The sequence below is a fragment of the Terrabacter sp. R4-6 genome (genome assembly GCF_057529065.1).
Genome location: NZ_CP197224.1, coordinates 946,849 through 972,995 on the forward strand (window position 1 = coordinate 946,849; position 26,147 = coordinate 972,995).

Annotated in this window: 27 protein-coding genes and 1 tRNA gene; 14 read left to right on the forward strand and 14 right to left on the reverse strand. The window is 72.9% G+C overall.

All coding sequences use genetic code 11. The annotated features are described in order from the left end of the window. Nucleotides 1–142 precede the first annotated feature (142 nt). Nucleotides 143–1,147: a 2-phospho-L-lactate transferase gene (cofD, locus tag ACSSS0_RS04425; protein WP_487230195.1), complete on the forward strand. Its 1,005-nt coding sequence runs from the start codon at nucleotides 143–145 to the stop codon at nucleotides 1,145–1,147. Then, complete coding sequence (locus tag ACSSS0_RS04430) at nucleotides 1,144–2,202, forward strand: coenzyme F420-0:L-glutamate ligase (RefSeq protein WP_487230196.1); 1,059 nt, start codon at nucleotides 1,144–1,146, stop codon at nucleotides 2,200–2,202. Before cofD ends, ACSSS0_RS04430 begins: the two co-directional genes overlap by 4 nt. A gap of 91 nt (nucleotides 2,203–2,293) precedes the next feature. On the opposite strand, the gene ACSSS0_RS04435 is transcribed toward ACSSS0_RS04430, so the two are convergent. Continuing rightward, entirely contained in the window at nucleotides 2,294–3,265 is a 972-nt protein-coding gene (locus ACSSS0_RS04435) for a zinc-binding dehydrogenase (protein ID WP_487230197.1), read from the reverse strand. Nucleotides 3,266–3,317: 52 nt separating this feature from the next. On the opposite strand from ACSSS0_RS04435, the gene ACSSS0_RS04440 reads away from it, so the two are divergent. Genes ACSSS0_RS04440 through ACSSS0_RS04450 form a run of 3 tightly spaced genes read left to right on the forward strand, consistent with a single transcriptional unit; the run spans nucleotide 3,318 to nucleotide 5,492 of the window. Then, nucleotides 3,318–4,094 (forward strand): biotin transporter BioY, encoded by a 777-nt coding sequence (locus ACSSS0_RS04440; RefSeq protein ID WP_487230198.1) that lies wholly within the window; start codon nucleotides 3,318–3,320, stop codon nucleotides 4,092–4,094. 7 nt (nucleotides 4,095–4,101) lie between these two features. Next, the gene (locus ACSSS0_RS04445; RefSeq protein WP_487230199.1) at nucleotides 4,102–4,812 is read left to right on the forward strand and encodes an energy-coupling factor ABC transporter ATP-binding protein; all 711 of its coding nucleotides are present in this window, start codon (nucleotides 4,102–4,104) and stop codon (nucleotides 4,810–4,812) included. Next, complete coding sequence (locus ACSSS0_RS04450; protein WP_487230200.1) at nucleotides 4,809–5,492, forward strand: energy-coupling factor transporter transmembrane component T family protein; 684 nt, start codon at nucleotides 4,809–4,811, stop codon at nucleotides 5,490–5,492. The genes ACSSS0_RS04445 and ACSSS0_RS04450 overlap by 4 nt, the downstream gene beginning before the upstream one ends. Here the strand turns inward: ACSSS0_RS04450 and ACSSS0_RS04455 are convergent. The 3 genes from ACSSS0_RS04455 to ACSSS0_RS04465 all read right to left on the reverse strand — a co-directional run bounded on the left by ACSSS0_RS04455 (nucleotide 5,489) and on the right by ACSSS0_RS04465 (nucleotide 9,434). After that, nucleotides 5,489–6,661: an NAD(P)-dependent malic enzyme gene (locus ACSSS0_RS04455; protein ID WP_435985121.1), complete on the reverse strand. Its 1,173-nt coding sequence runs from the start codon at nucleotides 6,659–6,661 to the stop codon at nucleotides 5,489–5,491. The two genes, ACSSS0_RS04450 and ACSSS0_RS04455, sit on opposite strands and share 4 nt — an antisense overlap. 173 nt (nucleotides 6,662–6,834) lie before the next feature. Continuing rightward, the gene (locus ACSSS0_RS04460) at nucleotides 6,835–8,127 is read right to left on the reverse strand and encodes an HD-GYP domain-containing protein (protein WP_487230201.1); all 1,293 of its coding nucleotides are present in this window, start codon (nucleotides 8,125–8,127) and stop codon (nucleotides 6,835–6,837) included. Then, nucleotides 8,124–9,434: an HD-GYP domain-containing protein gene (locus ACSSS0_RS04465; protein WP_487230202.1), complete on the reverse strand. Its 1,311-nt coding sequence runs from the start codon at nucleotides 9,432–9,434 to the stop codon at nucleotides 8,124–8,126. The genes ACSSS0_RS04460 and ACSSS0_RS04465 overlap by 4 nt, the downstream gene beginning before the upstream one ends. Before the next feature lie 451 nt (nucleotides 9,435–9,885). Here ACSSS0_RS04465 and ACSSS0_RS04470 point away from each other — a divergent pair, with 451 nt between their 5' ends. Beyond that, a complete protein-coding gene (locus ACSSS0_RS04470) occupies nucleotides 9,886–9,960 on the forward strand; it encodes a 50S ribosomal protein bL37 (RefSeq protein WP_369791897.1) in 75 nt (24 codons plus the stop codon). 101 nt (nucleotides 9,961–10,061) lie between these two features. On the opposite strand, the gene rsrA is transcribed toward ACSSS0_RS04470, so the two are convergent. The 4 genes from rsrA to ACSSS0_RS04490 are packed head-to-tail and all read right to left on the reverse strand — an operon-like array spanning nucleotide 10,062 to nucleotide 12,743. After that, complete coding sequence (rsrA, locus tag ACSSS0_RS04475; protein ID WP_435985118.1) at nucleotides 10,062–10,361, reverse strand: mycothiol system anti-sigma-R factor; 300 nt, start codon at nucleotides 10,359–10,361, stop codon at nucleotides 10,062–10,064. Further along, nucleotides 10,358–11,242, reverse strand: coding sequence for a sigma-70 family RNA polymerase sigma factor (locus ACSSS0_RS04480; RefSeq protein ID WP_435985117.1), 885 nt, complete (start codon nucleotides 11,240–11,242; stop codon nucleotides 10,358–10,360). The genes rsrA and ACSSS0_RS04480 overlap by 4 nt, the downstream gene beginning before the upstream one ends. A gap of 17 nt (nucleotides 11,243–11,259) precedes the next feature. Continuing rightward, on the reverse strand, nucleotides 11,260–11,901 hold the full coding sequence (locus tag ACSSS0_RS04485; protein ID WP_487230203.1) for an alpha/beta hydrolase family protein: 642 nt from the start codon (nucleotides 11,899–11,901) through the stop codon (nucleotides 11,260–11,262). Next, on the reverse strand, nucleotides 11,898–12,743 hold the full coding sequence (locus tag ACSSS0_RS04490; protein WP_487230204.1) for an SOS response-associated peptidase: 846 nt from the start codon (nucleotides 12,741–12,743) through the stop codon (nucleotides 11,898–11,900). The genes ACSSS0_RS04485 and ACSSS0_RS04490 overlap by 4 nt, the downstream gene beginning before the upstream one ends. Nucleotides 12,744–12,947: 204 nt before the next feature. Between ACSSS0_RS04490 and ACSSS0_RS04495 the strand changes: the two genes are divergently transcribed. From ACSSS0_RS04495 to ACSSS0_RS04515, 5 genes are all read left to right on the forward strand, one after another. Then, nucleotides 12,948–13,478, forward strand: coding sequence for a DoxX family membrane protein (locus tag ACSSS0_RS04495; protein ID WP_487230205.1), 531 nt, complete (start codon nucleotides 12,948–12,950; stop codon nucleotides 13,476–13,478). 37 nt (nucleotides 13,479–13,515) lie between these two features. Then, nucleotides 13,516–14,883, forward strand: coding sequence for a 3-phosphoshikimate 1-carboxyvinyltransferase (aroA, locus tag ACSSS0_RS04500; RefSeq protein ID WP_487230206.1), 1,368 nt, complete (start codon nucleotides 13,516–13,518; stop codon nucleotides 14,881–14,883). Further along, nucleotides 14,880–15,926, forward strand: coding sequence for a ribosome small subunit-dependent GTPase A (rsgA, locus tag ACSSS0_RS04505; RefSeq protein WP_487230207.1), 1,047 nt, complete (start codon nucleotides 14,880–14,882; stop codon nucleotides 15,924–15,926). Before aroA ends, rsgA begins: the two co-directional genes overlap by 4 nt. A gap of 85 nt (nucleotides 15,927–16,011) precedes the next feature. Beyond that, nucleotides 16,012–16,803, forward strand: coding sequence for a histidinol-phosphatase (gene hisN, locus ACSSS0_RS04510; protein ID WP_435985111.1), 792 nt, complete (start codon nucleotides 16,012–16,014; stop codon nucleotides 16,801–16,803). 43 nt (nucleotides 16,804–16,846) lie between these two features. Then, entirely contained in the window at nucleotides 16,847–17,431 is a 585-nt protein-coding gene (locus tag ACSSS0_RS04515) for a GNAT family N-acetyltransferase (protein WP_487230208.1), read from the forward strand. A gap of 131 nt (nucleotides 17,432–17,562) precedes the next feature. Here ACSSS0_RS04515 and ACSSS0_RS04520 read toward each other — a convergent pair whose 3' ends face one another. Further along, the gene (locus ACSSS0_RS04520; protein ID WP_487230209.1) at nucleotides 17,563–18,951 is read right to left on the reverse strand and encodes a M16 family metallopeptidase; all 1,389 of its coding nucleotides are present in this window, start codon (nucleotides 18,949–18,951) and stop codon (nucleotides 17,563–17,565) included. Beyond that, nucleotides 18,948–20,291 carry a M16 family metallopeptidase gene (locus ACSSS0_RS04525; RefSeq protein WP_487230210.1) on the reverse strand — a complete coding sequence of 448 codons (1,344 nt, stop codon included), beginning with the start codon at nucleotides 20,289–20,291 and terminating at the stop codon, nucleotides 18,948–18,950. The genes ACSSS0_RS04520 and ACSSS0_RS04525 overlap by 4 nt, the downstream gene beginning before the upstream one ends. A gap of 157 nt (nucleotides 20,292–20,448) precedes the next feature. Here ACSSS0_RS04525 and ACSSS0_RS04530 point away from each other — a divergent pair, with 157 nt between their 5' ends. Both ACSSS0_RS04530 and ACSSS0_RS04535 read left to right on the forward strand, forming a co-directional pair. Continuing rightward, nucleotides 20,449–20,814: a hypothetical protein gene (locus tag ACSSS0_RS04530; RefSeq protein ID WP_435985107.1), complete on the forward strand. Its 366-nt coding sequence runs from the start codon at nucleotides 20,449–20,451 to the stop codon at nucleotides 20,812–20,814. Between the two features lie 81 nt (nucleotides 20,815–20,895). Then, nucleotides 20,896–22,593 (forward strand): aminotransferase class V-fold PLP-dependent enzyme, encoded by a 1,698-nt coding sequence (locus tag ACSSS0_RS04535; protein ID WP_487230211.1) that lies wholly within the window; start codon nucleotides 20,896–20,898, stop codon nucleotides 22,591–22,593. Nucleotides 22,594–22,611: 18 nt separating this feature from the next. Here the strand turns inward: ACSSS0_RS04535 and ACSSS0_RS04540 are convergent, their stop codons facing one another. Together ACSSS0_RS04540 and ACSSS0_RS04545 are read right to left on the reverse strand one after the other, a co-directional pair. After that, nucleotides 22,612–23,511, reverse strand: a complete 900-nt coding sequence (locus tag ACSSS0_RS04540) for an NADP-dependent oxidoreductase (protein ID WP_487230212.1) — start codon at nucleotides 23,509–23,511, stop codon at nucleotides 22,612–22,614. 112 nt (nucleotides 23,512–23,623) lie between these two features. After that, nucleotides 23,624–24,556, reverse strand: coding sequence for a hypothetical protein (locus ACSSS0_RS04545; protein ID WP_487230213.1), 933 nt, complete (start codon nucleotides 24,554–24,556; stop codon nucleotides 23,624–23,626). A gap of 148 nt (nucleotides 24,557–24,704) precedes the next feature. On the opposite strand from ACSSS0_RS04545, the gene ACSSS0_RS04550 reads away from it, so the two are divergent. Continuing rightward, nucleotides 24,705–25,262 carry a DUF1990 domain-containing protein gene (locus tag ACSSS0_RS04550; protein WP_487230214.1) on the forward strand — a complete coding sequence of 186 codons (558 nt, stop codon included), beginning with the start codon at nucleotides 24,705–24,707 and terminating at the stop codon, nucleotides 25,260–25,262. Nucleotides 25,263–25,323: 61 nt separating this feature from the next. Here ACSSS0_RS04550 and ACSSS0_RS04555 read toward each other — a convergent pair whose 3' ends face one another. Both ACSSS0_RS04555 and ACSSS0_RS04560 read right to left on the reverse strand, forming a co-directional pair. Beyond that, on the reverse strand, nucleotides 25,324–25,830 hold the full coding sequence (locus tag ACSSS0_RS04555) for a hypothetical protein (RefSeq protein WP_435985102.1): 507 nt from the start codon (nucleotides 25,828–25,830) through the stop codon (nucleotides 25,324–25,326). A 151-nt stretch (nucleotides 25,831–25,981) separates the two neighbouring features. Continuing rightward, nucleotides 25,982–26,055 (reverse strand) — tRNA-Met (locus tag ACSSS0_RS04560). Nucleotides 26,056–26,147 lie beyond the last annotated feature (92 nt).

Below are 26,147 nucleotides of genomic sequence, written 5' to 3' on the forward strand. Positions count from 1 at the left end.
CCAACCCCGACCGAATACAACAATGAAATTACATGCGTGTCATACGCCCCACGTCAAGCCCGTTGGTGATATTCGCAGGTTCGAAATGTGCGGGCCCACCCCGCACGACGTGCCGGGAACGGCCTGCTGAGAGGATCGGCGCATGCGCATCACCGCCCTGGCCGGAGGAGTCGGCGGCGCCCGGTTCCTCCGGGGCCTGCTCCACCACGCCCGACAGACCTACCCACTGGTCCCCGATCCCGACCGCGCCGATCCGCTCGAGCTCACCGTCATCGGCAACACCGGCGACGACATCACGCTCTTCGGCCTCCGGGTCTGCCCCGACATCGACACGCTGCTCTACACGCTGGGCGGTGGCATCCACGAAGGACAGGGCTGGGGCCGCGCCGACGAGTCGCACCACCTCGCCGAGGAGCTCGCCGCGCTCGGCGCCGAGCCGCAGTGGTTCACCTTGGGCGACAAGGACTTCGGGACCCACGTCTACCGCTCGCAGCTGCTCGGCCAGGGTATGCCGCTGAGCGGGGTCGTCGACCGCCTCTCCGCCCGCTGGGGGCTCGGTGAGCTCGGGGTCCGGCTCCTCCCGATGACCGACACCCCGGTCGAGACCCACGTCGTCGTCGAGCAGGACGGCGAGTCTCGCGCCATCCACTTCCAGGAGTGGTGGGTGCGCCACCGCGCCGAGCTCGCCGCCGAACGTTTCGTCGTGGCCGGCCTCGACCGGGCGACACCGGCCCCGGGCGTGCTCGACGCGATCCGTGAGGCCGACGTCGTCATCCTGCCGCCGAGCAACCCCGTCGTCTCGATCGGCATCATCCTCGGCGTCCCGGGCGTGCGTGACGCCCTGCGCGGCACCCGCGCCCCCGTCGTCGGGGTCTCCCCGCTCGTCGGGGGCCGACCGGTGCGAGGTCACGCCGACGTGTGCCTGCGCACGATCGGGGTCGAGGAGTCGAGCGCCGGAGTCGCCGGCCTCTACGCCGACTTCCTCGACGGCTGGCTCGTCGACGAGGACGACCCGATGCCCGCCCGCCGCGGCCTCGAGGTGCTGCGCCGCCCGTTGCTCATGAGCTCGGTCGAGGCCGCCGCCGAGATGGCCGGCGCGGCCCTCGACCTCGGTCTGCGGCTGCGCACCGAACGGGCCCCGGCGTGACGGCACCGATCACGATCACCCCGCTCACCGGCATCCCCGAGGTGCGCGAGGGGGACGACCTCGCCAACGTGCTGCAGGTCGGTCTCGACCACGCGGGCGTCCGGCTCGCCGACGGCGACGTCGTCGTCGTGTCGAGCAAGATCGCGAGCAAGGCCCTCGGCCTCGTGACGCACGACCCCGACAAGGACCGCGTCGTGCACGGCGAGACCGAGTACGTCGTCGCCGAGCGCTCGGTCGGCGACCGCGTCACCCGGATCGTCCGCGCCAAGGCCGGCCCGATCATGGCTGCGGCCGGTGTCGACGGCTCCAACACGGGAGCGCGGGGCGGCTGGCTGCTCCTCCCCCACGACCCCGACGGCATCTGCGAGCAGGTGCACGACGCCCTCGTCGCGCGGCACGGCGTCCGGGTCGGCGTCGTCCTCAGCGACACCGCCGGGCGTGCCTGGCGCGTGGGGCAGGTCGACTTCGCGCTCGGAGCCCACGGACTGCGGGTCCTCGACGACCTGCGCGGCGGGACCGACGCCGACGGCAAGCCGCTCGAGGTGACGAGCCGCGCGGTCGCCGACGAGATCGCGGCCGCCGCCGACCTCGCGAAGGGCAAGGTGTCGGCCGTGCCGGCAGCGGTGCTGCGCGGGGTGCCGGGGATCCTCGTCGACGAGCCCCTCGAGTCCCACCCGCGCGGTCGCGACCTCGTGCGCACCGGGCCCGGCGACTGGTTCGGCTACGGCCGCGTCGAGGCCGTGCGCGCCGCCCTGGGCATCGAGCCGGGCAGCGCTGAGGCCGTCGCCGTGGGCATCGCCCCCACCGGCAGCGACACTCGGCTCGACGCGGTGTCGCGGGCGGTCCGAGCGGCGCTGCACGGCGTCGAGTCCGGCACGGCCGACGTCGGCCGGCTCTCGGTCACCCTCGGCGCCGACAGCCCCTACGAGCTAGGACAGCTCGTCGCCCGGCTGGAGGCCGCCCTGTGGTGCGAATGGCTGGTCGGTGTGGCCGGTCCGCCGTCGGCCGACGGCCTGTCGGCGGTCGTGCACGTCTCGGGCGCGCACGCGTCCTGACCGGCAGGGTCGGGCGGGACGAGCCCGCCCCGACCCCGTGGTGCCCAGCCGAGCTCAGCGGGCTCAGCGGGCTCAGCGGGCTCGGCCGAGATCAGCCGACGGTGAAGACGACCTTGCCGAAGACGTCGCCGTCGACCATGCGCGCGAACCCGTCGCGAGCCTGCGCCAGCGGCAGGACCGAGTCGACCACGGGCTCGATGCGTGCCTGCTCGACGAGGCGGGCCAGCTGCGCGAGCTCCTCGCGCGTGCCCATCGTCGAGCCCACGACGCGCAGCTGCTTGAAAAAGATCTTCGTCAGCTCGGCCTTGGCCGGCGCGTCGCCCGACGTCGCTCCCGAGATGACGATCGTCCCCCCGGGTCGCAGGGAGTTGACCGAGTGCGACCACGTGGCGGCGCCGACGGTCTCCATGACGGCGTCGACGCGGTCGGGCAGCCGCTCCCCCGAGGCGAAGACGCGGTCGGCGCCGATCTCGAGGGCCCGCCGCCCCCGGGCCTCGTCGCGCGAGGTGGCCCACATCCGGTAGCCGGCGGCCGACCCGAGCTGGATCAGCGCGGTGGCGACGCCACCGCCGGCGCCCTGGACGAGCACCGTGCCGCCCGGCTGGACACCGGAGTTGGTGAAGAGCATGCGGTATGCCGTGAGCCACGCGGTCGAGAGGCACGCGGCCGTCTCCCACGACATCGACGCCGGCTTGGGCACGACGTTGCCCGCGGGCACGAGGACCTTCTCGGCGAGGGTCCCGTCGTGCAGCTCGGACAGAAGCGTCCGTCGGGGGTCGAGGGTCTCGTCGCCGCGCCAGCCGTCCGAGGGGACGACGGCGTGGACGATGACCTCGTTGCCGTCGGCGTCGACGCCGGCGCCGTCACAGCCCAGGACCATCGGCAGCCGGTCCGGGGCGAGGCCCACACCGCGCAGGGACCACACGTCGTGGTGGTTGAGCGCGGCGGCCCGCAGGTCGACCACGGTCCAGCCGGGGCGGGCCTCCGGGTCGGGACGGTCCCCGACGACGAGACCGGAGAGCGGGTCGGAGGCGGACTGACCGGCGGCGTAGGCAGCGAGCATTCCAGCACCATAGTGACCGGAGGCCGAACGGCGCCCCGGTAGGGTCCTGCCCGTGACCGACAACACCCCCGTGCGCCGGGCGTCCCCGGACGCGACCACGGCGACCCGACAGGGCTCCACGGCGACCGCCACCACCGCCAGCAGGGAGGCCACCGCTGCTGTCGCGACGGGCGCGACGGGCGCGACGGGCGCGACCGGCGCGACCGGCGCGACCGGCGCGACAGCAGCCGACCTCGGCACGCGAGCCCGCGGGGTGGACGCCCAGTCGGTCGCCCTCGTCGCCGTCTTCACGGCCCTCCTCGTCGCGGCCGCGGTCGTGCCCGGCATCCCCGTCGGCGGGTTCGGGGTGCCGATCACCCTCCAGACCCTCGCCGTCATGCTCACCGGGCTCGTGCTCGGACCGCTGCGCGGGGGCCTCGCGGTGCTCCTCTACCTCCTGCTCGGCTTCGTCGGGCTACCGGTCTTCAGCCGGGGGCAGTCGGGCCTGCAGGTGCTGAGCGGACCGACCGCCGGCTACCTCGTGTCGTTCCTCGTCGCGGCCGTCGTCGTCGGTCTCGCCGCCCGGGTCGTCGTCCGACGCACCAACCGGTCCCTCTGGGTGCCGCTGCTGCTCGTCGCCTCCTTCGCCACGACCGTCGCGGTCGTCCACGTGCTCGGCGTCGTCGGGCTCATGGTCAACCTCCGGCTGCCGTTGTCGGCCGCGATCAGCGCCGACCTGCCCTTCCTCCCGGGCGACCTCGTCAAGGACGTCGTCGCGGTCGTCGCCGCCGTCGCCGTGCACCGCGCCTTCCCCGACGTCCTCGTCCGCCTGCGCCGCCCCCGCGCGTGACCCGACCGTGACGGAGGTCCGCGTCGACGGGGCGACGGTGGTCGTGCCCGTCGACGGCACCCACGGGCAGCGGACGCGCACCATCCTCGGCCCCGTCGACCTCGTCCTGGCCCAGCCGCGGGTGACGGTCATCGGCGCCAACGGGTCGGGCAAGTCGACGCTGCTCCGACTGCTCAACGGCCTCGTCACCCCGACGTCGGGCACGGTCACCGTCGACGGGCTCGACACGGTGCGCCACGGCGCGCGGGTGCGGCGCCGCGTCGCGTTCGCCTTCACCGACCCGATCTCCCAGCTCGTCATGCCGACCGGGCGCGAGGACGTCGAGCTCTCCCTGCGACGGCTGCACCGGTCGCGCGCCGACCGCCGGGCCGCCGCGGACCAGGTGCTCGACCGCTTCGGGCTGACCCGTCTGGCCGACCAGAGCGTCTACGACCTGTCCGGCGGCGAGCGGCAGCTCATGGCCCTCGCGGTCGTCCTCGCGACGGAGCCCGGCCTGCTCGTCCTCGACGAGCCGACGACGCTCCTCGACCGACGCAACACCCTGCGGCTGCGCTCGCTGCTCGACTCGCTCCCCCAGTCCGTGGTCCTCGCCACGCACGACCTCGACCTGGCCCTCGCCGCCGACCGGTCCCTCGTCGTCGACGACGGACGCGTCGTCTTCGACGGCGAACCGGCGAGGGCGGTGGAGCACTACCTCGCACTGACCGACGCGCCGTGAACGCTCCGGGCCTGTTCACGGCGCACGTTCCCGGCACGTCGGTCGTGCACCGGATGCCCTTGTGGCTCAAGCTGGTCGGCGTCCTCGCCGTCGGCATGACGCCGTGGCTCACGCAGTCCCTGTGGCCGCTGGGCCTCACGACCCTGGCGCTCGTCGGCGTCGTGCTCGCGGCCCGTCTGCCGGCCGGCCGCCTCGTGCGGTCGATGCGCGGGCTCCTCCCCGTCCTCGTCGTGCTGCTGGCCTTCCAGTGGTGGTCCCGAGACCTTGCGTATGCCGTCCGCGTCGTCCTCGGCATCGTCAACGCGTTCGTCGCGGCCGGCATCCTCACGGCCACGACTCCGGTCACCGACCTGCTCGACGGTGTGGTGCGGGCGGCCCGCCCGCTGCGCCGCGTCGTCGACCCCGAGGTCGTGGCGCTCACCCTCGGCGTCGTCGTGCGCTCGGTTCCGTGGGTGGCCGGGTCGTTCTCGAGCGTGCGCGAGTCGGCCCGCGCCCGTGGTCTCGACCGTGACCCGCGGGCCGTCGTGGTGCCGACCGTCGTGCACGTCGTCGCCTTCGCGCGCTCGACGGGTGAGGCGCTCGCCGCCCGGGGTCTCACCGACCCCTCCGACGACGACCCCGCCGTCGACGACGCTCCCGGCCCCGAGGGACCGGGAGCGTCGTCCGGGTGGGCCGGCTAGCGCACTCCCCCGAGGACCCGGGCCGACACGGCGTCGGCCACGGCGGGCGCCACGCGCTCGTCGAAGACGCTCGGCACGATCCGGTCGGCCGTGGGTGCGTCGACGAGCCCGGCGATGGCGTGGGCCGCCGCGAGCTTCATCTCCTCCGTGACCCGGCGCGCCCCGGAGTCGAGGGCACCGCGGAAGATGCCGGGGAAGGCGAGGACGTTGTTGATCTGGTTCGGGAAGTCGGAGCGGCCGGTCGCCACCACCTCGGCGAAGCGGGCTGCGACGATCGGGTGCACCTCGGGGTCGGGGTTGGCGAGCGCGAAGATGATCGCCCGCGGCGCCATCCGCATGAGGTCCCGCTCGGCGACCGTGCCCCCGGAGACGCCGATGAGGACGTCGGCCCCGGAGAGCGCGTCGCCGATGGTGCCGGTCAGCCCGCGTCGGTTCGTCACCTCCCGGAGCTCGCGCTTGTGGGCGACGAGGTCGTCGCGGTCGGGCCCGAGCACACCCCGGGAGTCGACGACGACGACGTCGCCCACCCCGGCCGACACGAGGATGCGGCTCACGGCGACCCCGGCCGCACCGGCTCCCGAGACGACGACCGTGAGGTCGGCGAGGTCCTTGTCGACGACCCTGACCGCGTTGAGCAGGGCGGCCAGTGCGACGATCGCCGTGCCGTGCTGGTCGTCGTGGAAGACCGGGATGTCGAGACGGTCCTGGAGCCGGCGCTCGATCTCGAAGCACCGGGGCGCCGAGATGTCCTCGAGGTTGATGCCGCCGTACGTCGGGGCGATCCTCGCCACCGCGTCGACGATCTCGTCGACGCTCCCGGTCTCCATGCACACCGGGACGGCGTCGACGTCGGCGAAGTGCTTGAAGAGCACCGCCTTGCCCTCCATGACGGGCATGGCGGCGAGGGGCCCGACGTCGCCGAGCCCGAGGACCGCCGTGCCGTCGCTGACGACGGCGACGGTGTTGCGGCGGCTCGTGTAGACCGCCGCCAGGGTCGGGTCGGCCGCGATCGCGCGGGAGACCTGCGCGACCCCCGGCGTGTAGAGGAGGGAGAGGTCGGCAGCGTCGCGCAGCTCCGACGTGGCGTGTACCCCGAGCTTTCCGCCCACGTGGACCCGGAAGACCGGGTCACTGGGGTCGAAGAGCTGGCTGGTGGGCAACGCACTCATGCTGGAACACCTCGTTCGCATGGAGACGAAGAGGGCAGGCGCCCTCACTGGTGGACAGTGCCGGGGGTCTGGCCTGCAGGTTTCGTTCTCGCGACGGGGGTTGCCCGAAGTCGCCATCATGGCACGCCGGCACACACCGGCCCAAGGGGCCGCGGCGGGGTGTGACGGCTCTCTCAGGCGTTGGCCGAGGAGCCCAGCGACTTGAGGAGGGCGTCGACCACCCGGGGGTCGTACTCGTAGCCGAGACCGAGGTAGATGCGCTCGACGGCGGCCTCGCGCGCCCGAGCGCTGCGGGCTCCGGCCGTCAGGTCCTCGTAGGCGTTGACGACCTTGACGATGCGGCTCGTCAGGGGGATCTCCTCGCCGAGCTCGCGCACCTGGCGGTAGGGCGTCGTCTGGTGCTCGAGGATCCGCGCGACTCCCTCGAAGACGCCGGTCTCGCGGACGATGGCCACGGTGTCGGCCTCGATGCGGCGCTGGTCGGCCGGCGCCGCGAGGACCGTGGCGCCACCGGGGATCGGCTCGACGAGGGCCACCTGTCCGATGTCGTGCAGCAACGCGGCGTACTCGAGGTCGAGCAGCTCGCGCTCCGACAGCCCCAGCTCGCGACCGACCTGCACCGACAACGCTGCCACGCGCTCGGAGTGCCCGGACGGGGTGTAGCCGGCGGCGTCGGTGAGGCGCGAGAGCGTCCGGATGCTCTGGAGGTAGGTGGCGCGGATGCTCACGTAGCGGCGGAACGCGAAGAGCGTCAGGACGAGCGGGATGAGGAAGAGCGGCAGGGCCGCGATGCCGAGGGGCGGGGCGGCGAGCGCGATGAGGACACCCGTGACGGCGACGGCGATCGACAGCGCGAACGACGAGCGGAACTCCTCGACGAACGTCCGGCGCACGTTCGCACCCGACGAGAGCCCGCGCAGCAGGGAGGTGAAGAGGGCGTCGGTGACGAGGGCCAGCAGGCAGATCCCGAGGAGCAGGGCGGCCTGCTGCCACGGTGCGGCCAGCGTCTCGCGGGCCGGCTGGCCGGGCTCCTGCCCCAGCACCACGACGCGGTAGACGAGCGTGGCCACGACGATGGCCACGAACCGGCCGGCCGTGTCGACGAGGCTGGTGTCGCGGCGGGCCGCGACGCGCACGGTCGTCCCGAGCGCCATCGCCGCCGCCGTCACGGTGAGCGCGAACGGTGCGCCGTAGGGCACGTGCACCCCGCCCGGGAGCTCCGTGGTGAGCGCCAGCCCGAAGGCGGCTGCCATCGCGATCGGCGCCGCCCCCCGGAAGCCGGGAGCCGAGATGTGGAACCACTCACCCAGCACGATCGTGACGCCGAAGGCGACGACGACCCAGACCGTGGTCGAGTCGTTCAGCGAGGGGAAGTCACCGCTCTCGACCGCGACGACGGCCGAGGCGAGCAGGCACAGGACGCCGAAGACCCCGGCGACCGGTTCACGACGTAGGGCACCGTTCACGAGGCCACCTCCGCTGGTGAGGAAGCGGGCCACCCATGCTTGTCCAGGGCGACGACGGCGGCCGTCACGACGTCGGGGTCGAAGCGACCGGGGTCGGCACGCAGCCGGCGCGCCACGTCGGCGACCGACACGACGGACGCGGCGTCGGGATCGCGCACGGCGTCGTCGATCGCGGCCGTGACGGCGACGATGCGTGCGGCGATGGGGATGTCCTGGCCGGCCCGGCCGTCGGGGCGGCCGGTCCCGTCGAAGCGCTCGTGCTGGTGCCGGATGCCGGAACGGGCGTCCTCGAGGAAGTCGATGCCCTCGATCATCCTCGCGCCCACGACGCAGTGGCCGTCGATGACCCGGCGTTCGGTGGGGCTGAGCGAGGACGGTGACCGGCGCAGCAGCCGGGTGGCCACGCCCAGGTGTCCGATCTCGTGGAGCGTCGCGGCGTACCGCACGGTGCCGATCTGGCCGGGTGGCAGGCCGAGCTCCTCGGCGATCCACTCGGCGAGGACGGCGGCCCGCCGACTCCGGTCCACGGCAGCCGGCTCCTTGGTGCCGAGGGCGGTGACGAGCGTGTCGATCGTCCGCTCGTGCGAACGCAGCTCCTCGCCGTACTGGATGAAGGCCCACCGGGCCGCGAGCAGCGGCGCGAGGACGAGGAGGGCGCTGAACGCGTCGAGGCCGGCGGGGAACCAGAGGATGACGAAGAGCAGGCCGATGATCCCGTAGCCGACGTAGGCCACGCCGGATCCGCTGAGGACGCGCCGCAGCTGGACGCCGAAGGGGATGCCCTGGTCCAGGTGCAGGACGCCGGAGATGAGGCTGGCGTTGACGAGGCAGCCGACGACGTCCGCCGCGAGCAGGGGCAGTCCGACGCGCAGTCCGAGCTCGGCGGTGCTCATGTGGCTCATGCCGGCTCCCTCGACGCCGCCGAGCAGGCGGTACGTCAGGGCGGCAGCCGCGCCGAGCAGACCGCACATGGCGGCGTTGAACATCGTCGCCGACCACCGGGGCTGGCGTCGGTCGATGAGCATCGAGACCGAGCCGACCACCCAGGCGCCGAAGACGCCGACGATGGCCGCCGAGGCGACGAGGATGATCGACAGGAACGAGAAGCTGATCCGGAGGCCCACGTCGGGTTCGCGGATCTGGAAGCTGACGATGCCCATGAGGCACAGCAGCAGGAGCGGTCCGAGCTCGGGTCGGGGCAGTACGAGCCACGACACCACACCGGTGGCGATCGAGGTCGCGACGACGAGCGCGAGGTAGGCCGGCAGCCACCTGGACCGGACGGTTGCAGTGGCTGCCTGACTCACGTCAGTCACGGTAGCGCGACGGCACCGGGGCCTTCACGGGTCCCCGGTGCCGTCCAGCGGCTCTGGAGCGGCTCAGCCGCCCCAGCCCCAGACGCCACTCAGGGACAGGATGGCGCGGGTGGCGAAGTCGTTGGACGCGAGTGCCGACAGGAGGGCAGCGAACATGTGGGGGCTCCTTCATAGATGGATGTTCCGGATGCGTGCGCCATGGAGGGGCGTTGCTGCGGCAGCACAGAACAACAGAGGTTTCCCTCGATGCTCAGGATGCCGTGCGCGCGCGGGCGCACGGAAGCAGATCCGGCGTATCCATGCCGGATCTATACGAAGATTTTAAGGTTTGCAGAGGAACCCTGCGACCAGATTGGGCGGCTCGCGCGCGATGTGGAAGAATCGTGTCTTCGTGTCCCGCACCGGGGCCCGAGACCACTGTACGACCCATTAGGAGCCGACGATGAGCAAGCGCGCCCGCAAGCGCCGCTCCCGCAAGGGCAACGCCGCCAACCACGGCCGCAAGCCCAACGCCTGAGCCGCAGACGTCAGAGGCCCGCACCCGAGCAGCTCGGGGCGGGCCTTCGTCGTTCCCGCAGGAGTTCCCGCATGACCGACGTGACGGCGACAGGTGGCTCCTCAGCCGCGGTCCACCTGGATCACGGTCATCGAGATGCGCGACATGATCGTCAGGCGCAGCGCCTCGGGCGCCTGCTCGCACTCGCACGAACGTTTGATGAGCGACTTGAGGGTCGTGTCGAGGTCGTACTCCTTGAGGCACGGCCCGCACTCGTCGAGGTGCGCCTGGATCTTCGCGCACTCGTCGGGTCCCAGCTCGCCATCGAGGTACTCGTAGACCCGTAGCAGCGCCTCGGAGCAGTCGGTACGCGTCATCGCGGCGTCCGACGCACCCTGTCCACCCGTCGTGTGGTCGTTCATGACCGGCTTCCTTCCGTGCCCGCAGCCATCCCCGCACCCAGACCGGCGCCCTCGGACGTGCCGGCCGCTGCGAAACCGCGGTCGGCGGCATACTCCGAGAGGAGCTCGCGCAACTGGCGGCGACCGCGGTGCAGACGGCTCATGACGGTGCCGATGGGGGTGTCCATGATCTCGGCGATCTCCTTGTAGGCGTATCCCTCGACGTCGGCGAAGTAGACCGCCAGGCGGAACTCCTCGGGGATCGCCTGCAGGGCGCGCTTGACGTCGCTGTCGGGGAGGTGGTCGAGCGCCTCCGCCTCGGCGGACCGCAGCCCGACCGACGTGTGCGACTCGGCCCGCGCCAGCTGGTAGTCCTCGATCTCGGCCGAGTCGGACTCGAGGGGCTGGCGCTGCTTCTTGCGGTAGCTGTTGATGTAGGTGTTGGTGAGGATGCGGTACATCCACGCCTTGAGGTTCGTGCCCGGCTTGTACTGGTGGAACGCGGCGTACGCCTTGGCGAACGTCTCCTGCACGAGGTCCTCGGCGTCGCTCGGGTTGCGCGTCGTGCGCAGCGCCGCGCTGTAGAGCTGGTCAAGCAGCGGCATCGCCTCTCGCTCGAAGCGCGCGCGCCGGTCGTGCTCGCTCTCGCTCGCGACGTCGACGGTCGCGTCGGCGCGGGCGACGTCGTCCGGGTCGGCGGGCAGCACCGGCGCAGGCGCCGTGGCCCCCGTCGTCGCGCTCGTGTCGGTGCTCGGGTCCGGCAGCCGCAGGGCGGCGCTCGGATCGGTCTTCTTGTCCTTTGCCATCGCCTCCCAGCCTAGACCGGTGGGCTGCGCCAGCAGACCGTGCTCGGTCGGCACGGTCGCGACGCTCTCGGGCTCACGGGTGGGACAGGTGACCATGCACCGTGCAACGACACCTAGCCGGGGAGCATTCCCGCGATCGTGCCGAGGGCCTCGGTGAGGGCGCTGCGCGAGCCCTTCGGGAAGCTGTGCGCGCCGGGGACCTCGATGAGCGTCGTGCCGGCCAACAGGTGCGGGCGCACCTCGTCCGGGGTGCCGAACGTGTCGTGGGTGCCCTGCACGACCCACGAGGGGTCAGGCGCGAGCGCGAGCTCGTGCGCCCGCAGCTTCTCGGGCTGGCCCGGCAGGTGGAGCGGGAAGCTCAGCAGGAGCCCCGCGTCGGCCTCGAGCGGACCCGCGGTGCGGCACGCCACGCGCGCCCCCGCACTTCGGCCGCCGACGACGAGTGGCCGCGGCAGGCGGCCTCGTCCCGTCACGAGCGCCTCGACGATCGGGACCCACGCGGCGTCGAGCGTCGGCGGGCGGCCGGCCACCTTGCGGCCGGCGACGAGCCAGGGCTGCTCGACGAGCACGACGGCCCACCCCGCGCCGACGAGGACCTCGCGGGCGATCGCGAGGTCGATCGCGCCGAGCCCTCCGCCGGCGCCGTGCCCGAGGACGACGGTCCCGCGCGGCCGGGCGGGCCGCTGGACGTGGGCCCGTCCCGGGCCGCCAGGCGTCTCGATCTCGCGGACCGTCTCGCGGGCCGGGGCGCTCACGCGCCCACCACCTCACCGGTCATCGGGTCGACGACGCCCTCGAGCTCGGACTCGGGCACGGGCTCGACGAGGGCGGGGCCGTTGTTGCGCGTCGCCCCCACCGCCCGGCTCACCGGGTACGCCTCGAAGCGCCCGGGCTCGGCGAACTCGAGGATGCCCTGGACGTAGGCCGGGTCCTTCTCGTCGGGGTCGAGCCAGTGCTCCCACTGCGCGCGCTCGAGCACGAGGGGCTGGCGGTCGTGGATGCGGTCCATGCCGGGGTCGGCGGCGGTCGTGATGATCGTGAAGGTCGTCAGCCAGGCCGCCGGGTCGCCCTCGGGGACCTCGCGGTCGCGCCAGAACTCGTAGAGCCCGGCGAAGGCGACGGGCGCGCCGTCGGCACGGTGGATGAAGAACGGCTGCTTGCGCGGCTTGCCCTTGGCGTCGACCGCGGTCGGCGAGACCTGCCACTCGTACCAGCCGTCGGCCGGCACGAGGCAGCGGCGCGAGAGCGCAGCCTTGGCGAAGGCGCCCTTGCCGAGCACCGACTCGGCGCGGGCGTTCGTCATGCGCAGGCCCGTCGAGACGTCCTTGGGCCACGTCGGCACGAGACCCCACGTGAGCATCCGGAGCTGTCGTGCTGGGACGGCCGGCTCGTCGGGGTCGCCGTCGCCGCGTGGCCGGCGGGTCAGCACGACCGGGGCCTGCTTGGAGGGGGCCATGTTCCAGTCGGGCTCGCCCGCCGGGGGGCTCTGGGGGTTCTTGAGCACGCTGCGCGCGGGCTCGTCGGTGTGGTCCTCGTCGACGTCGAAGGCCTCGATGAGCTCGTCGGGCCGCGCGCTCGCGGCATACCTCCCGCACATGCGCCACAGCGTATGCCGGGTGGCCGACGACGGGGACCGTGCTGGCACACGCGTCCGTCGCGTCCACCCCGACCCCGACCTCGACCCCGAGGGCAGGAGTGGGCGGCACGTCCCGTGGCTCGGGTATGTCGATACCGTAGGTGTCCACAGGTCCACGATGGCCACGACGCGTTCCGACGGGTCGCGGCCAGAGGAGGAAAACGCATGATCGTCCGTCGTCTCGCCCGCCCGCTGCTCGCATCCGTCTTCGTCGCCGCAGGCGTGGAGGCTCTGCGCCACCCGGCTGCGCGCACCGACCAGGCCGCCCACCTGCTCCAGAAGGTGCCGGACCAGGTGCCGGGGGCCGAGGTCGCCGCGAAGGACCCCGACCTCTTCGTCCGGGTCAACGGCGCCGCCCTGCTCGGCGGAGGGCTCCTGCTCGCGACCGGTCGGATGCCGCGCCTCGCCTCGACGGTGCTTGCCGCCTCGATCGTCCCGACGACGGCGATCGAGCACGCCTTCTGGGAGGAGACCGACCCGACGCGCAAGGCGCAGAGCCGCAGCCTCTTCCTCAAGAACGTCGGCCTGCTCGGCGGACTGCTCCTCGCGGCCGTCGACACCGAGGGCAGGCCGGGACTGGCCTGGCGCGCCCAGCACGCCACGAAGACGACGCGCCGCGAGGCCCGTCACGCCCAGCGGGCCGCCAAGCGTGAGGCGCGCCTGCTCGCCCATCGAGCCCAGGACGTCGTGAGCTGAGTTGAGTCCCGCTGACCCATCGCCCCACCCGACGTCCGTGACGGACGGTGCCACCGACCGTGGCCCCCTGACCGCGGAGCCCGACTGGGCCGCGCCGCTCGCGCCCGGCCCCCTCGATGCCACGGTCGTCCTGCCGGGGAGCAAGTCCCTGACCAACCGCTACCTCGTGCTCGCCGCGCTCGCGAGTGACCGTTCGCGGCTGCGGGCGCCCCTGCGATCGCGTGACACGCTGCTCATGGCCGACGCGCTGCGCGCCCTGGGCGTACGCATCGACGACGTCGCGCCGGAGGGCGAGTCCGGGGTCGGCGGGGTCGGCGCCGTGCCCGACTGGGTGGTGACACCACCCGAGACGCTGAGCGGTGACGTGACCGTCGACTGTGGCCTGGCCGGCACGGTGATGCGCTTCCTGCCCGCCGTGGCCGCGCTCGCAGACGGGCCGGTCCGGCTCGACGGAGACCCCCAGGCGCGGGTGCGCCCGATGGGGCCGGTCACCGACGCGCTGCGGGCGCTCGGGGTCGACGTCGACGACCACGACGGGCACCTGCCGGTCACGGTCGGCGGGCGCGGACGGGTGCCGGGCGGGTCCGTGACGATGGACGCCTCGGCCTCGTCGCAGTTCATCTCGGCGCTGCTCCTCGCCGGGGCGCGCTACGACGAGGGCGTCACGGTGCACCACGACGGCAAGCCGGTGCCCAGCGAGCCGCACATCCTCATGACGGTCGAGACCCTGCGCGACGCGGGCGCGATCGTCGACGACAGCGAGCCCAACACGTGGCGCGTGGAACCGTCGGAGATCAACGCCCTCGACGTGTCGGTCGAGCCGGACCTGTCCAACGCCGGGCCCTTCGTCGCGGCGGCTCTGGTCGTCGGCGGCACGGTGCGGGTGCCCGGGTGGCCCCAGCACACGACCCAGGCGGGCGACCTCCTCCGCGAGATCCTCGACACCATGGGCGCCGACGTGCGCCTCGACCGCTCGGGGCTCACCGTCGTCGGCAGCGGTGAGCTCGTCGGCATCGACATCGACCTGCACGACGCGGCCGAGCTGACCCCGACCGTCGCCGCTCTCGCGGCACTCGCGTCGACCCCGACGTGGATCCGCGGCGTGGCCCACATCCGCGGCCACGAGACCGACCGTCTCGCGGCGCTCACGGCAGAACTCGGGCGGGTCGGGTCGCACGTCACCGAGACCGAGGACGGCCTGCGCATCTCACCGGCACCCTTGCACGGTGGGCGGTTCCGCACCTACCACGACCATCGCATGGCCACCGCGGGCGCGATCATCGGGCTGCGCGTGCCCGGCGTGCACGTCGAGGACATCGGCACGACGCGCAAGACCCTCCCCGACTTCGTCGGGCTGTGGCGGGGCATGCTCGACGGCACCCGCCCGGTGGTGCTCTCGCGATGAGCTGGCGGGACCTCGACGAGGGAGACATCCGGGTCCGCCCCAGTCGCAAGGGATCCCGGCCTCGCACCAAGGAGCGCCCGGCCCACGCGGACGCCGTCGTCGCCATGGTCATCGGCGTCGACCGGGGCCGCTACACGTGCCTCATCCCCAAGGGCTCGCTGGGCAAGAAGGAGCCCGAGCGCGTCGTCACGGCCATGAAGGCCCGCGAGATCGGTCGCACCCGGGTCGTCGTCGGTGACGACGTCGCCCTCGTCGGCGACCTCGCCGGCGGGCCCGACGCGCTCGCCCGCATCGTGCGCATCGAGGAGCGTCGGTCGGTGCTGCGGCGCACGGCCGACGACACCGACCCCTACGAGCGGATCATCGTCGCCAACGCCGACCAGCTCGTCATCGTCACGGCGCTCGCCGACCCGGAGCCCCGACCGCGCATGGTCGACCGCTGCCTCGTCGCCGCCTACGACGCGGACCTCGAGCCGCTGCTCGCGCTGACGAAGGCGGACCTCGTCGACCCGAGCGACTTCCTCGCCAACTACACCCCGCTCGAGGTCGAGCACGTCGTCACGTCGTGGAAGGACGGCGACTTCTCCGGCCTCGACGACCTGCGCGCCAGGCTCTCCGGCAAAGTCTCGGTCCTCGTCGGGCACTCCGGCGTCGGCAAGAGCACCCTCGTCAACGGGCTCGTCCCCGGCGCCCTGCGCGCGACCGGCGTCGTCAACGACACGACCGGCCGCGGGCGCCACACGTCGACGAACGCCGTGGCCCTGCGGCTGCACGGTGCCGACGGCTCCGACGACGGCTGGGTCATCGACACGCCCGGCATCCGGTCGTTCGGGCTCGCCCACATCGACGTCGACCACATCATCGACCACTTCCCCGACCTCGCCGAGGGCACCGACAACTGCCCCCGTGGCTGCACGCACGACGAGGAGGAGTGCGCCCTCGACGCCTGGGTTGCCGACGGACACGCCGGGCCCGCCGGCGCGTCACGCCTCGAGTCGCTGCGTCGCCTGCTCAGCAGCCGGAGCACCACCGAGGAGCACTGAGGAGCACTGAGGAGCACTGAGCCGCAGCGGCATCCGTCGCCGGGCTCGCCACCCCTGCTCGGACCGATGCCGCTAGGTTGAGCCGGTGACCTCCTACGACGACGACCTTCGTCTGGCCCATGTCCTCGCGGATGCCGTCGAGCGGGTGACGATGGCACGCTTCCGCGCCGCCGACCTCGTCGTCGAGAGCAAGCCGGACCTCACGCCCGTCACCGACGCCGACCGGGCCGCAGAAGAGCTCGTCCGGCACCAGCTGAAGCGCACCCGACCCCGCGACGCCGTCGAGGGCGAGGAGTTCGACACGACCGGGCACGGTCCGCGTCGATGGATCATCGACCCCATCGACGGCACGAAGAACTTCGTCCGCGGCGTGCCGGTCTGGGCCACGCTCATCGGTCTCGTCGTCGACAACGTGCCGGTGCTCGGGCTCGTCGCCGCACCGGCCCTGCAGCGCCGCTGGTGGGCTGCGACCGGCTCCGGCGCGTGGAGCGGCCGCTCCCTGTCGTCGGCGCGGCGCATCTCCGTGTCCCAGGTCGGACGGCTCGGGGACGCGTCGCTGTCGTACTCGTCCCTCTCGGGGTGGCGGGTCCGTGGGCGACGCGACGACTTCCTCGACCTCATGGACGACTGCTGGCGCACCCGCGCCTACGGAGACTTCTGGTCCTACATGCTCGTCGCCGAAGGGGCGGCCGACATCGCGGCCGAGCCCGAGCTGGCGGTCCACGACATGGCCGCGCTCGTCGCGATCGTGCAGGAGGCGGGTGGCCGGTTCACCGGCCTCGACGGCAAGGACGGTTGCTGGAGCGGCAACGCGCTGGCGACGAACGGCCTGCTGCACGACGAGGTGCTCTCCCGCATCGGCACGCCGCCGGCATGAGACCCTGCTGGGCGGGCTGCGCTGTCCGGCATAGCCTTTCGGTATGAGCACCGATCCCACCGGACCGGCCGGCACCTCGGCCCCCGACGCAGCCGTCCACGCCGCCACGGTGCGGCCCGCCGGCAACGCGGACGTCCCTGCGCTGGCTGCGGTCGCTGCGGCGACCTTCGAGCTCGCGTGTCCGCCGTCGATGACCCGGGAGCGGGTCGACGCGTTCGTCGATGAGGTCCTCTCCCCCGCGCGCTTCACGGACTACGTCGCGGACCCGCGCCGGCACGTCCTCCTGGCCGAGCGCGACGGGACCGCGAACGGCTACGCCATGCTCGTGGCCGGCGACCCGCAGGACGGGGACGTCCGTGCCGCGATCCGGCTCCGCCCCACCGTCGAGTTGTCCAAGATCTACGTCCTGCCGCAGGCCCACGGCACGGGCGCTGCGGCCCTGCTCATGACCCGGGCCCTGGACTGGGCGCGCGACTCCGGCGCCGCCGGCGTGTGGCTGGGCGTCAACCAGCAGAACGAGCGTGCCCAGCGGTTCTACGGCAAGAGCGGCTTCGAGCGGGTCGGCACCAAGCGCTTCCTCGTCGGTGGGGTCTACGAGGACGACTACGTCATGGAGCGCCCGCTCTAGCCAGCCGACTCGCCGGCCTCACCCCCTTGCCGAACGCCGCGTTCGGCACCGAACTCGTCGTTGTGACAGTGAGTTCGTGACCGGACGCCGCGTTCGGTGGGGAAGCGGGAGCGAGACGCAGCGGTGAAGGGTCAGGCGTCGGTGACGACGGTGACGTCGCCTAGCCCGAGGGCCTCGATGGCAGGGAGGTGGGCGGCCGCGTCACCGACCATGACGATCGTCCACCCCGCACCGGGGGCGCCCGAGCCGATGCCCGCGCCGTCGACGAACCGGGCGTAGGCCGCCTCGACCCGGCTGCGGTCGACGGTGGCGAGGTCGCGGAGGTTGTCGGTGGTGAAGGCCGTGGTGCGCCCGTCGAGCGCCATGCCCACCGCCTCGTCGGCGATCGAGTCGGCGGTGGCGTAGCGTCCTGGCGCGGTCTTGGAGATGAAGTCGACGCCGGAGCGGATCTCCTTGTCGCTGAACCCGTCCCGGCCGCTCTCGAGGATCTCGACGAGAAGCCTCAGCGACTCTGCGGTCGAGTCGGCACGCACCGAGCCGGACGTGAGGAACACGCCGCCGCGACGGCGCGGGCGGAAGCTGGACCGGATGCCGTAGGTGTAGCCCTTCTCCTCGCGCAGCACCGCGTCGATGCGGGCGTTCGGAGACCCACCGAGGACGAAGCCGAGCACCGGGTAGGGCGCCCACCCACCCTCGACGGATCGGTCGGGGCCCGGCGCGCCGATGACGAACTCGGTCTGCACCGAACCCGGGCGGGACACGAGCACGATGCGGCCGCGGTCGGGGGCGAGGGCGGCGGCGTGCTGGAGGTAGCGCTGCCGGTCGCGGGGGCCGTGGGCCCAGTCCCCGAGGGCGGCCTCGACGAGACTCGGCACGTCGAGTCCCTCGAGGTCTCCGGCGACGACGACGGTACCGCCCGCCGCGACGACGTGCTCGGCGTGGAAGGCCGCGACGTCGTCGCGCGTGATCGACGAGACGGTCTCGCGCGTGCCGCCCGTGGGCCGGGACGAGCGGTCGTCGGGTGCGTAGAACGTGCGGACGAACTCGAGCCCCGCGCGGTGCGCAGCGACCGACCGCTCCTGCTCGATCTCGGCCAGGCGCGTGCGCACCTGGCGGGCGACCTCGGTCTGCGGGAAGGCCGGCTCGGTGAGGATCTGCCGGAGCAGGTCGAGCGCGGGCTCGAGGTTGCCCTTGACGACGTCGAGGTCGAGGGAGAGACCGGCATCGGCCATCCCCGCGCCGAAGCTGACCCCCTTGCGCTCGAGGAGCCGGGCGAACTCCTCGGCCGTGTGCCGTGCCGTCCCCTCGTCGAGGGTGCGGGACATGATCGAGGCCACGCCCTCGCGCTCGCGCGGCTCGTCACGGAGGGACACGGGCAGGCCGAGGCGCACCGAGACGACGTACTGGCCGGGCACGTCGTAGGTGAGCAGGCGCAGGCCGTTGGGCAGGTCGTGCATGCTGCCCTCGGGGAAGTCCCACGGCTCGGGCGGCGCGACGACGGGGCGGGCGACGGCGGTCATGCGGCCTCCTCCGAGTCCTTGTCGGTGCGGTCGGCGTCGTCCGTGTCGTCGGGCTGGTCGACGTCCTTGCTCGTGTCGGCGAGGTAGCGCACGACTGCGCGCGACTCGGGGTCGAGCCACGTCGCGGCAGCCGCGCGGGCCTGCTCCGCGGTCACCGCGCGGATGCGGTCGACGAACGTGTTGACGTAGGCCGGGTCGCCCGTCAGCAGCGCGTGGTGGCTGATGTGGTCGGCGCGCTCCTCGATGCTCGCGAGCGCGCTCAGCCACGAGCGTTCGGTGTCGGCGATGACCGACTCCAGCTCGGCCGCATCCGGCCCCTCCTCGATGAAGCGGCGGATCTCCTCGCACACCGCGGCCTCGACCTGCTCGACGTCGGCGCCGGCGGACACGTCGACGGTGATGGTGCCGAGCCCCACGCCGTCGACGAGCCCCATGGTCCAGCCGCCCACAGCCACGGCGGTCTCGTCGGTGCGCACGAGACGGCGCACGAGTCGGGAGCTCGCGAGGCCGCCGATGACGTCGACCGCGACCTGGCAGCCGAGGTAGTCGGGCGTCGTGTCGACCGGGAGCCGGAAGGAGACGTAGATCCGGTCGTTCGGGACGTCACCGACACGGTCGAGCCGGACCGGCTCCGAGAGCGGGGGCAGCTGCGGGTGCCGCTCGCGGCTGTGCAGCTCGATGGCCGGGAGACCGCCGAAGTACGTCTCGGCGGCGGCGAACCCCTCCTCGGGGGTCACGTCGCCGACGAGGGTGAGGACCGTGTTGTTCGGCCCGTAGTGGGCGCGGAAGAAGGCGTGGACGTCCTCGAGCGTTGCGGCGTCGAGGTCTTCCATCGAGCCGATCGTGGGGTGGTGGTAGGGGTGGTCCTCGGGGAAGGCGGTCGCGTAGATGTCGATGAGCGCCGAGCCGTAGGGCACGTTGTCGTAGCGCTGGCGCTTCTCCTCCTTGACGACGTCGCGCTGGTTGTCGAGGTTCTCCTGGGTCACGGCGTCGAGCAGGTGGCCGTGCCGGTCGGCCTCGAGCCACAGCGCGAGCTCGAGCGCACCCGTGGGCACCGTCTCGAAGTAGTTCGTGCGGTCGAACCACGTCGTCGCGTTGAGGCGCGCGCCCTCGTCCATGAGCGCCGAGAAGTGCTCGCCCGAGGCGACGTTGCGGCTGCCCTGGAACATCAGGTGCTCGAAGAGGTGGGCGAAGCCGGTGCGTCCGGGGGTCTCGTGCCGGGAGCCGACGCCGACCCAGAGGTTCACCGCGACGTTGGGCACCGTGTGGTCCTCGCTGACGATGACGCGCAGGCCGTTGGCGAGCGTGCGCTCCGCGAGCGGGTAGGAGATCGCTGTCACGGATCGACCCTATGTGACGGAGCGCGGGAGGTGCGGGGTCGCGACGGCACACGACGGCGCACGACGGCGCACGACTGCGCACGACGGCACCGAGTACGGGCAGAATGCGGGGGGGGCGCCCCCCCGCAACCACCCTGCCTCGACTGGAGTCATCACCGTGACCGACCCGCCACCGGACGGCTCCATGCCGAAGCCCGCCGGCATCTCGAGCCTGCGGCGCTTCGGCCCCCTGCTCCTCGCAGTCCTGGCGTTCCTGGTCTTCCGTGCCGTGACCGCCGACGACGCCGCAGAGGACATCACCACGGGCCAGTGCGTCACGGCCGACCCGACCCGCGACGTGCGGACCGTCGACTGTTCGGACCCGTCCGCTCTCGGCAGGGTCGTGTTCGTGCAGCGAGAGTCCTTCACCGACGACTCCTCGGTCCGCCGTACCTGCGCCGACCACGGCTCGACGCGTGCGTTCACTAGTGCCGTCTCGCAGGGCGGAACCGGAACGGTCGTGTGCGTGGTGCCGATCAAGTAGCTGCCTGTCGTCGTGTGCGATGTCAGGTAACAAATGGTTATGCTCATTCGAACTAGCATCACCACGAGGTATGCTTGTGCCATGGCTGGAGCTCCGGACGACCTGCTGACCACGATCCGCGCGAGCGTCATCGGCGACGACCAGGTGATGCACGGCCCCTACGGCCCGCGCCGCGTCACGTACGCGGACTACACCGCCTCGGGCCGCGGCCTGACCTTCATCGAGGACTTCATCCGCGACGAGGTGCTCCCCCGCTACGCCAACACCCACACCGAGAGCTCGGGCACCGGACTGCAGACGACGCGCCTGCGCGAGGACGCCCGGCGCACCATCCGCGACGCCGTGGGTGGCGACGACGAGACGGTCGTCGTCTTCGCCGGCTCGGGCTGCACCGGAGCCATCGACAAGCTCGTCGGCATCCTCGGCCTGCGCGTCCCGTCGAACTTCGAGGACCGTTGGCACGCCAGCGATCTCGTGCCCGCCGACCAACGGCCCGTCATCTTCATCGGCCCCTACGAGCACCACTCCAACGAGGTGATGTGGCGCGAGTGCGTCGCCGACGTCGTCGTCATCCCGCAGGACCTCGACGGGCACGTCGACATCGAGGCGCTCCGCGCGCGGCTCGTCGAGCACGCCGACCGCCCGCTGCTCATCGGCTCCTTCTCGGCCGCGAGCAACGTCACCGGCATCGTCACCGACACCGACGCGATCTCCTCGCTCCTGCACGAGCACGGCGCGCTCGCGTTCTGGGACTACGCCGCGGCCGCGCCGTACGTCGACATCGAGATGTACGGCCGGGGCGGGCGAGGCGTCGCCGACCCGACGGCCTACAAGGACGCCGTCTTCCTCAGCCCGCACAAGTTCATCGGCGGCCCGAGCACGCCGGGTGTCCTCGTCGTGCGCCGCGACCTCATGACCAACCGGGTGCCCGACGTGCCCGGCGGCGGGACCGTCGCCTTCGTCAACCCCGACGCCCACGACTACCTCACCGACCCCGCGCACCGGGAGGAGGGCGGCACGCCCGCCATCATCGAGGCCATCCGTGCCGGGCTCGTCTTCAAGCTCAAGGAGGCCGTCGGCGTGGAGACCATCCGCGCCCGCGAGGACCGCTTCCTCCAGCGTGCGGTCACCGCCTGGCGCGACGAACCGGCCATCGAGATCCTCGGCAACCTCGACGCCGAGCGTCTGTCGATCGTGTCGTTCGTCGTCCACGCCCAGGGCGAGCGCTACCTCCACCACAACTTCGTCGTCGCCGTGCTCAACGACCTTTTCGGCATCCAGGCCCGCGGCGGCTGCTCGTGCGCAGGGCCCTACGGCCACCACCTCCTCGGCATCGACCTCGAGCGCTCGCACGAGTTCGAGCGCGAGATCGGGCGCGGCTGCGAAGGCATCAAGCCGGGCTGGGTGCGAGTCAACTTCAACTACTTCATCTCCGACGTCGTCGCCGAATACGTTATCGAGGCCGTCCGCCTCGTGGCGCGCGACGGCTGGCGTCTGCTCGGCGACTACGACTTCGAGCCCGCGACGGGGATCTGGCGACACCGGGAAGGCCCGGTCGAGCCCCCGCTGCGGCTGCACCAGGTGAGCTTCGAGCAGGGTCGCCTGACCTACCCCGCGCAGCTCGAGCGGGCCGGGGAGGACGCGCTCGCGGGACACCTCGCCGACGCGCGTGCGGTCCTCGCCGCCGCCACACCCCAGCGGTGCGACGAGGCGCACGTCAACGTCGACTTCGACCACCTCAGGTGGTTCGAGCTGCCCGTCAGCAGCGTCTCGCGCTGAGCGGGCGGCCGCCCGAGGTCAGGGGACGAGCACGAGCTTGCCGCCGGCGCGGCCGCTGTCGCTCAGGGCCTGCGCCGCGGACGCCTCGGCGAGCGGCAGGACCCGCGAGATCGTCGTCGTGACGGCCCCGGACGCCCGCTGGGCCACGAGCTCGGCGAGCTCCGGCGCCGAGCGCTCGGACGCACCGCTGAAGGTGATGCCCGTGGTGAAGGCGGCCGGGTCGGCGATCGTGACGAGCCGGTCGGGGCCACCGAGCAGCTCGACCGACTCGTCGAGCACACCGGCGCCGCTCGCGTCGAGCACGGCGTCCACCCCGTCCGGCGCCAGTGCGCGCACGCGGTCGAGCCAACCGTCGCCGTACGTCGTCGGCGTGGCTCCGAGGGCCGCGACACGGTCCTGGTTGGCGGCCGACGCCGTGCCGATGACGGTGGCACCGCCGGCGACGGCGAGCTGCGTCGCGACCTCGCCGACCGCGCCGCTAGCCCCGTGCACGAGCAGCGTCTCGCCGGCCCGCACGTCGAGCAGGCGCAGGACGCGCCGGGCGGTCTCGCCCGCGACGGGCAGCGACACGGCGACGGTGGCGTCGAGCGGGTCGGGCAGGGCGGCATACGTGCTCAGCACGGCGAGCTCGGCGTAGGCACCGCCCTCCGCGAAGCCGACGACCCGGTCACCGACGGCGACGTCGGTGACGCCCTCCCCCAGCGCGTCGACGACGCCAGCCGCCTCGAGACCGGGCACGAGCGGGAACGCCGTGTCGGGTGAGGCCATGAGGCCGCTGCGGACCTTGCCGTCGGCGGGGTTGACCCCGACGGCCTCGACCCGGACCCGCACCTCGCCGGGCCCCGGCCGCGGGTCGGGCAGCTGCGCCTCGTGCAGCTCCTCGGGTCCGCCGAAACGGTCGATGACGATGGCCTTCATGGTCTCTCCTGCCGCCGGGGCCGCCCGGTGGGCGGCGTCACCCGGACAACGGCGCGCACCGCGGGCGTATGCCGTCGCGTCCGCTCCGTGGTCACCGCGACCTCCCAGCCGCTCACGGGGCCACGGCGGCGTACCCCGTCGAGTCGTGGACGGCGATGCCGGCGTACGTCACGTAGGCCGAGGCGCCCGAGTCCACCTGTGCGAGCTGGTCGCTCATCCGCGTCAGGGTCTGGCCGTAGAAGGTCTGCTTGACCTCCGTGGGGTCGGGCCCGAGGTAGTTCGTCTCTTGGCCGATGCGGACCGGCTTGCCGAGCGCCGCGGCGGACGCGAGCTCGGCAGCCGCGATGGCGAGCGTGCCGTCCGGGCCGGCGGCCGTGTTGCGGTAGGCCATGATCGTCACGGCCGAGACGCGACGCATCGTCTCCCGGTCGAGGGTCGACTTCTTCCCGGCCTTGACCTGCCCGAACCAGAAGGGGATGTCGGCCTCGACGGGGCGGCCACCACTGGCGGTCACGAGCCGGTCGAGCAGGGTGAGGTACTTCGACACCGTCGTCGACCGGCGGGTCGTCCAGGCCGACGTGGTCCACGGCTCGACGTCGACGTGCAGTCCGGTGAACAGGCCCGTCGCGATGGTGGGCCTGACCCAGTGGTCGACCGCCCACGTCGGGTCGTCGACCCAGCCGGGGTCGCCGCCGAGCGCGTCGACGCGCAGCCCGGCCGCCCTGGCTCGGGTCACGAGGTCACGCACCGTCGGCAGGCTGGCGCTCGTCGCGAGGTCGGGTGGCACCCCGACGAAGAGCGTGCCCACGCCACGGGACTGCGCGAGCTGGACCACGGCGCCCGCGTCGGTCCACGACCACACCCACATCGCCCGGCCCGGCGTCGTGGCGGCCGCCGACGCCTGGGCCGACAGCACCACCGATCCGACCATGAGCACGAGCATCGCAGCCGCGGCGACGAGCCGGGCCCGCACCCCGGGGCGGCTCCGTCCGCGGCGGGCGTGGGACCGCCGACGCGTGGCTGTCGGTCGCGGGCTCGTTGTCATGACGCACCTCCTGCGTGCCGGGCCCCGAGAGAGCGAATGTCCCAGACGTGGGCCCGATCCGTGACGTGAATGCGTCAGAGACGGGCTCGACCGCTCCGACTCAGGGCGAGCCGGCGACCCGGTCGAGACGATCGGGCATGCTGGGCGCATGAACGGGCCCCTTCTCGCCGGCGACCGCCTCGCCGAGCTCGCCCTCGCACCCCTGACCTACGCCGAGGTCGGCGCGACCCTGCGCAAGGGACCGCTCCCGGCCGGCTACGGGCACCTGCGTCGGCGCGCTGTCGTCGGCCGGGGCGCCGACGACCTCGACCGGGCGACGGATGCGCTGCTCGCGTGGGCGGTCCAGCGCGGCGCCGGGATGCGTGTGGTCCCGTCCAGCCCGGTCGTGCTCCCCGCCGTGGTCGCCGACCTGCGCGTCGGCCCGGGGGTGCTGTCCCTCAGGGCCCCGGTACGCGTCGTCGACGTCGTCGACGGACCGCGCAGGCGCGGCTTCGCCTACGGCACGCTCCCCGGCCACCCCGAGGCGGGCGAGGAGTCCTTCGTCGTGTCGCTCGGAGAGGACGGGGACGTCACCTTCACCGTGCGGGCGTTCTCACGGCCGGGCAGCACGCTGGCACGGGTCGGCGGAGCGGTCGGCCGCAGGGCCCAGCGTCTCGTCGCCGACCGCTATCTGAGGTCGCTCGAGTCGCTCGTCCGCGTCCGCTGAGGCGGCGTGGGGCTGCATCGCGTCCGTGGCCGGGTCGGTCGTGGGGTCGGCGATGGGGGGGTCAGTGCAGGAAGGTCTTGGCCACGACCATGACGACACCCAGGAGTGCTGCCGCGAGCGACTCCCAGAAGGCGGTGCGCCGGCTCGAGCCGGCGGAGCGGGCCCCGAGGTAGCCCACCGCGCCCAGCTCGGCGACGGTGAGCCACAGGGCGAGGTTGACGGCGAGAGCGGTGTCGGCGCCGAGCAGGGCAGCGACGACCACGACGACGAGAGCGGGCACGCCCCCGAGGAGCACCCGGGACTCGTGCCGCACGGCCGCGGCCATCCGTCGCGGCAACGGCGACCCGGCGTGGGTGAACTGGTCGGAGAAGGCACGCACGTAGACGTCGGCGAGCCAGTAGACGGCGAGGACGAAGACCGCCGCGAGGACGACGCGAGCCGTCGAGGGTACGTGGTTCGCGGTCGCGCTCATGACGGCGCCGGTGATGATGGCGCCGTAGAGCAGGCCCGCCGGGTTGCCCCGCGCGATGAGCCGCGTGGCCCGCTCCGTCGCCGTCTCCTCCGACACGGTCGCCCCCCCTCACCGTGCGCCACCGGTCGCGGCGCCTCGGGGCCAGCCTGCCGCGACCACCCGTCATTGCGCCAGTGGTGTGGGCCCGGGAACGACGAAGGGCCCCGGATCTCTCCCGGGGCCCTTCGTGCTTCGCTGACGCGATCAGTAGCGGGGGCAGGATTTGAACCTGCGACCTCCGGGTTATGAGCCCGGCGAGCTACCGAGCTGCTCCACCCCGCGTCGGCAAGAGCAACGTTACGCGAAACCTCCCGCAGGACCAAATCGAGGCCTCGGCGTGCTCGGATCCGACGGGCTCGGGCTCGGAACGACCT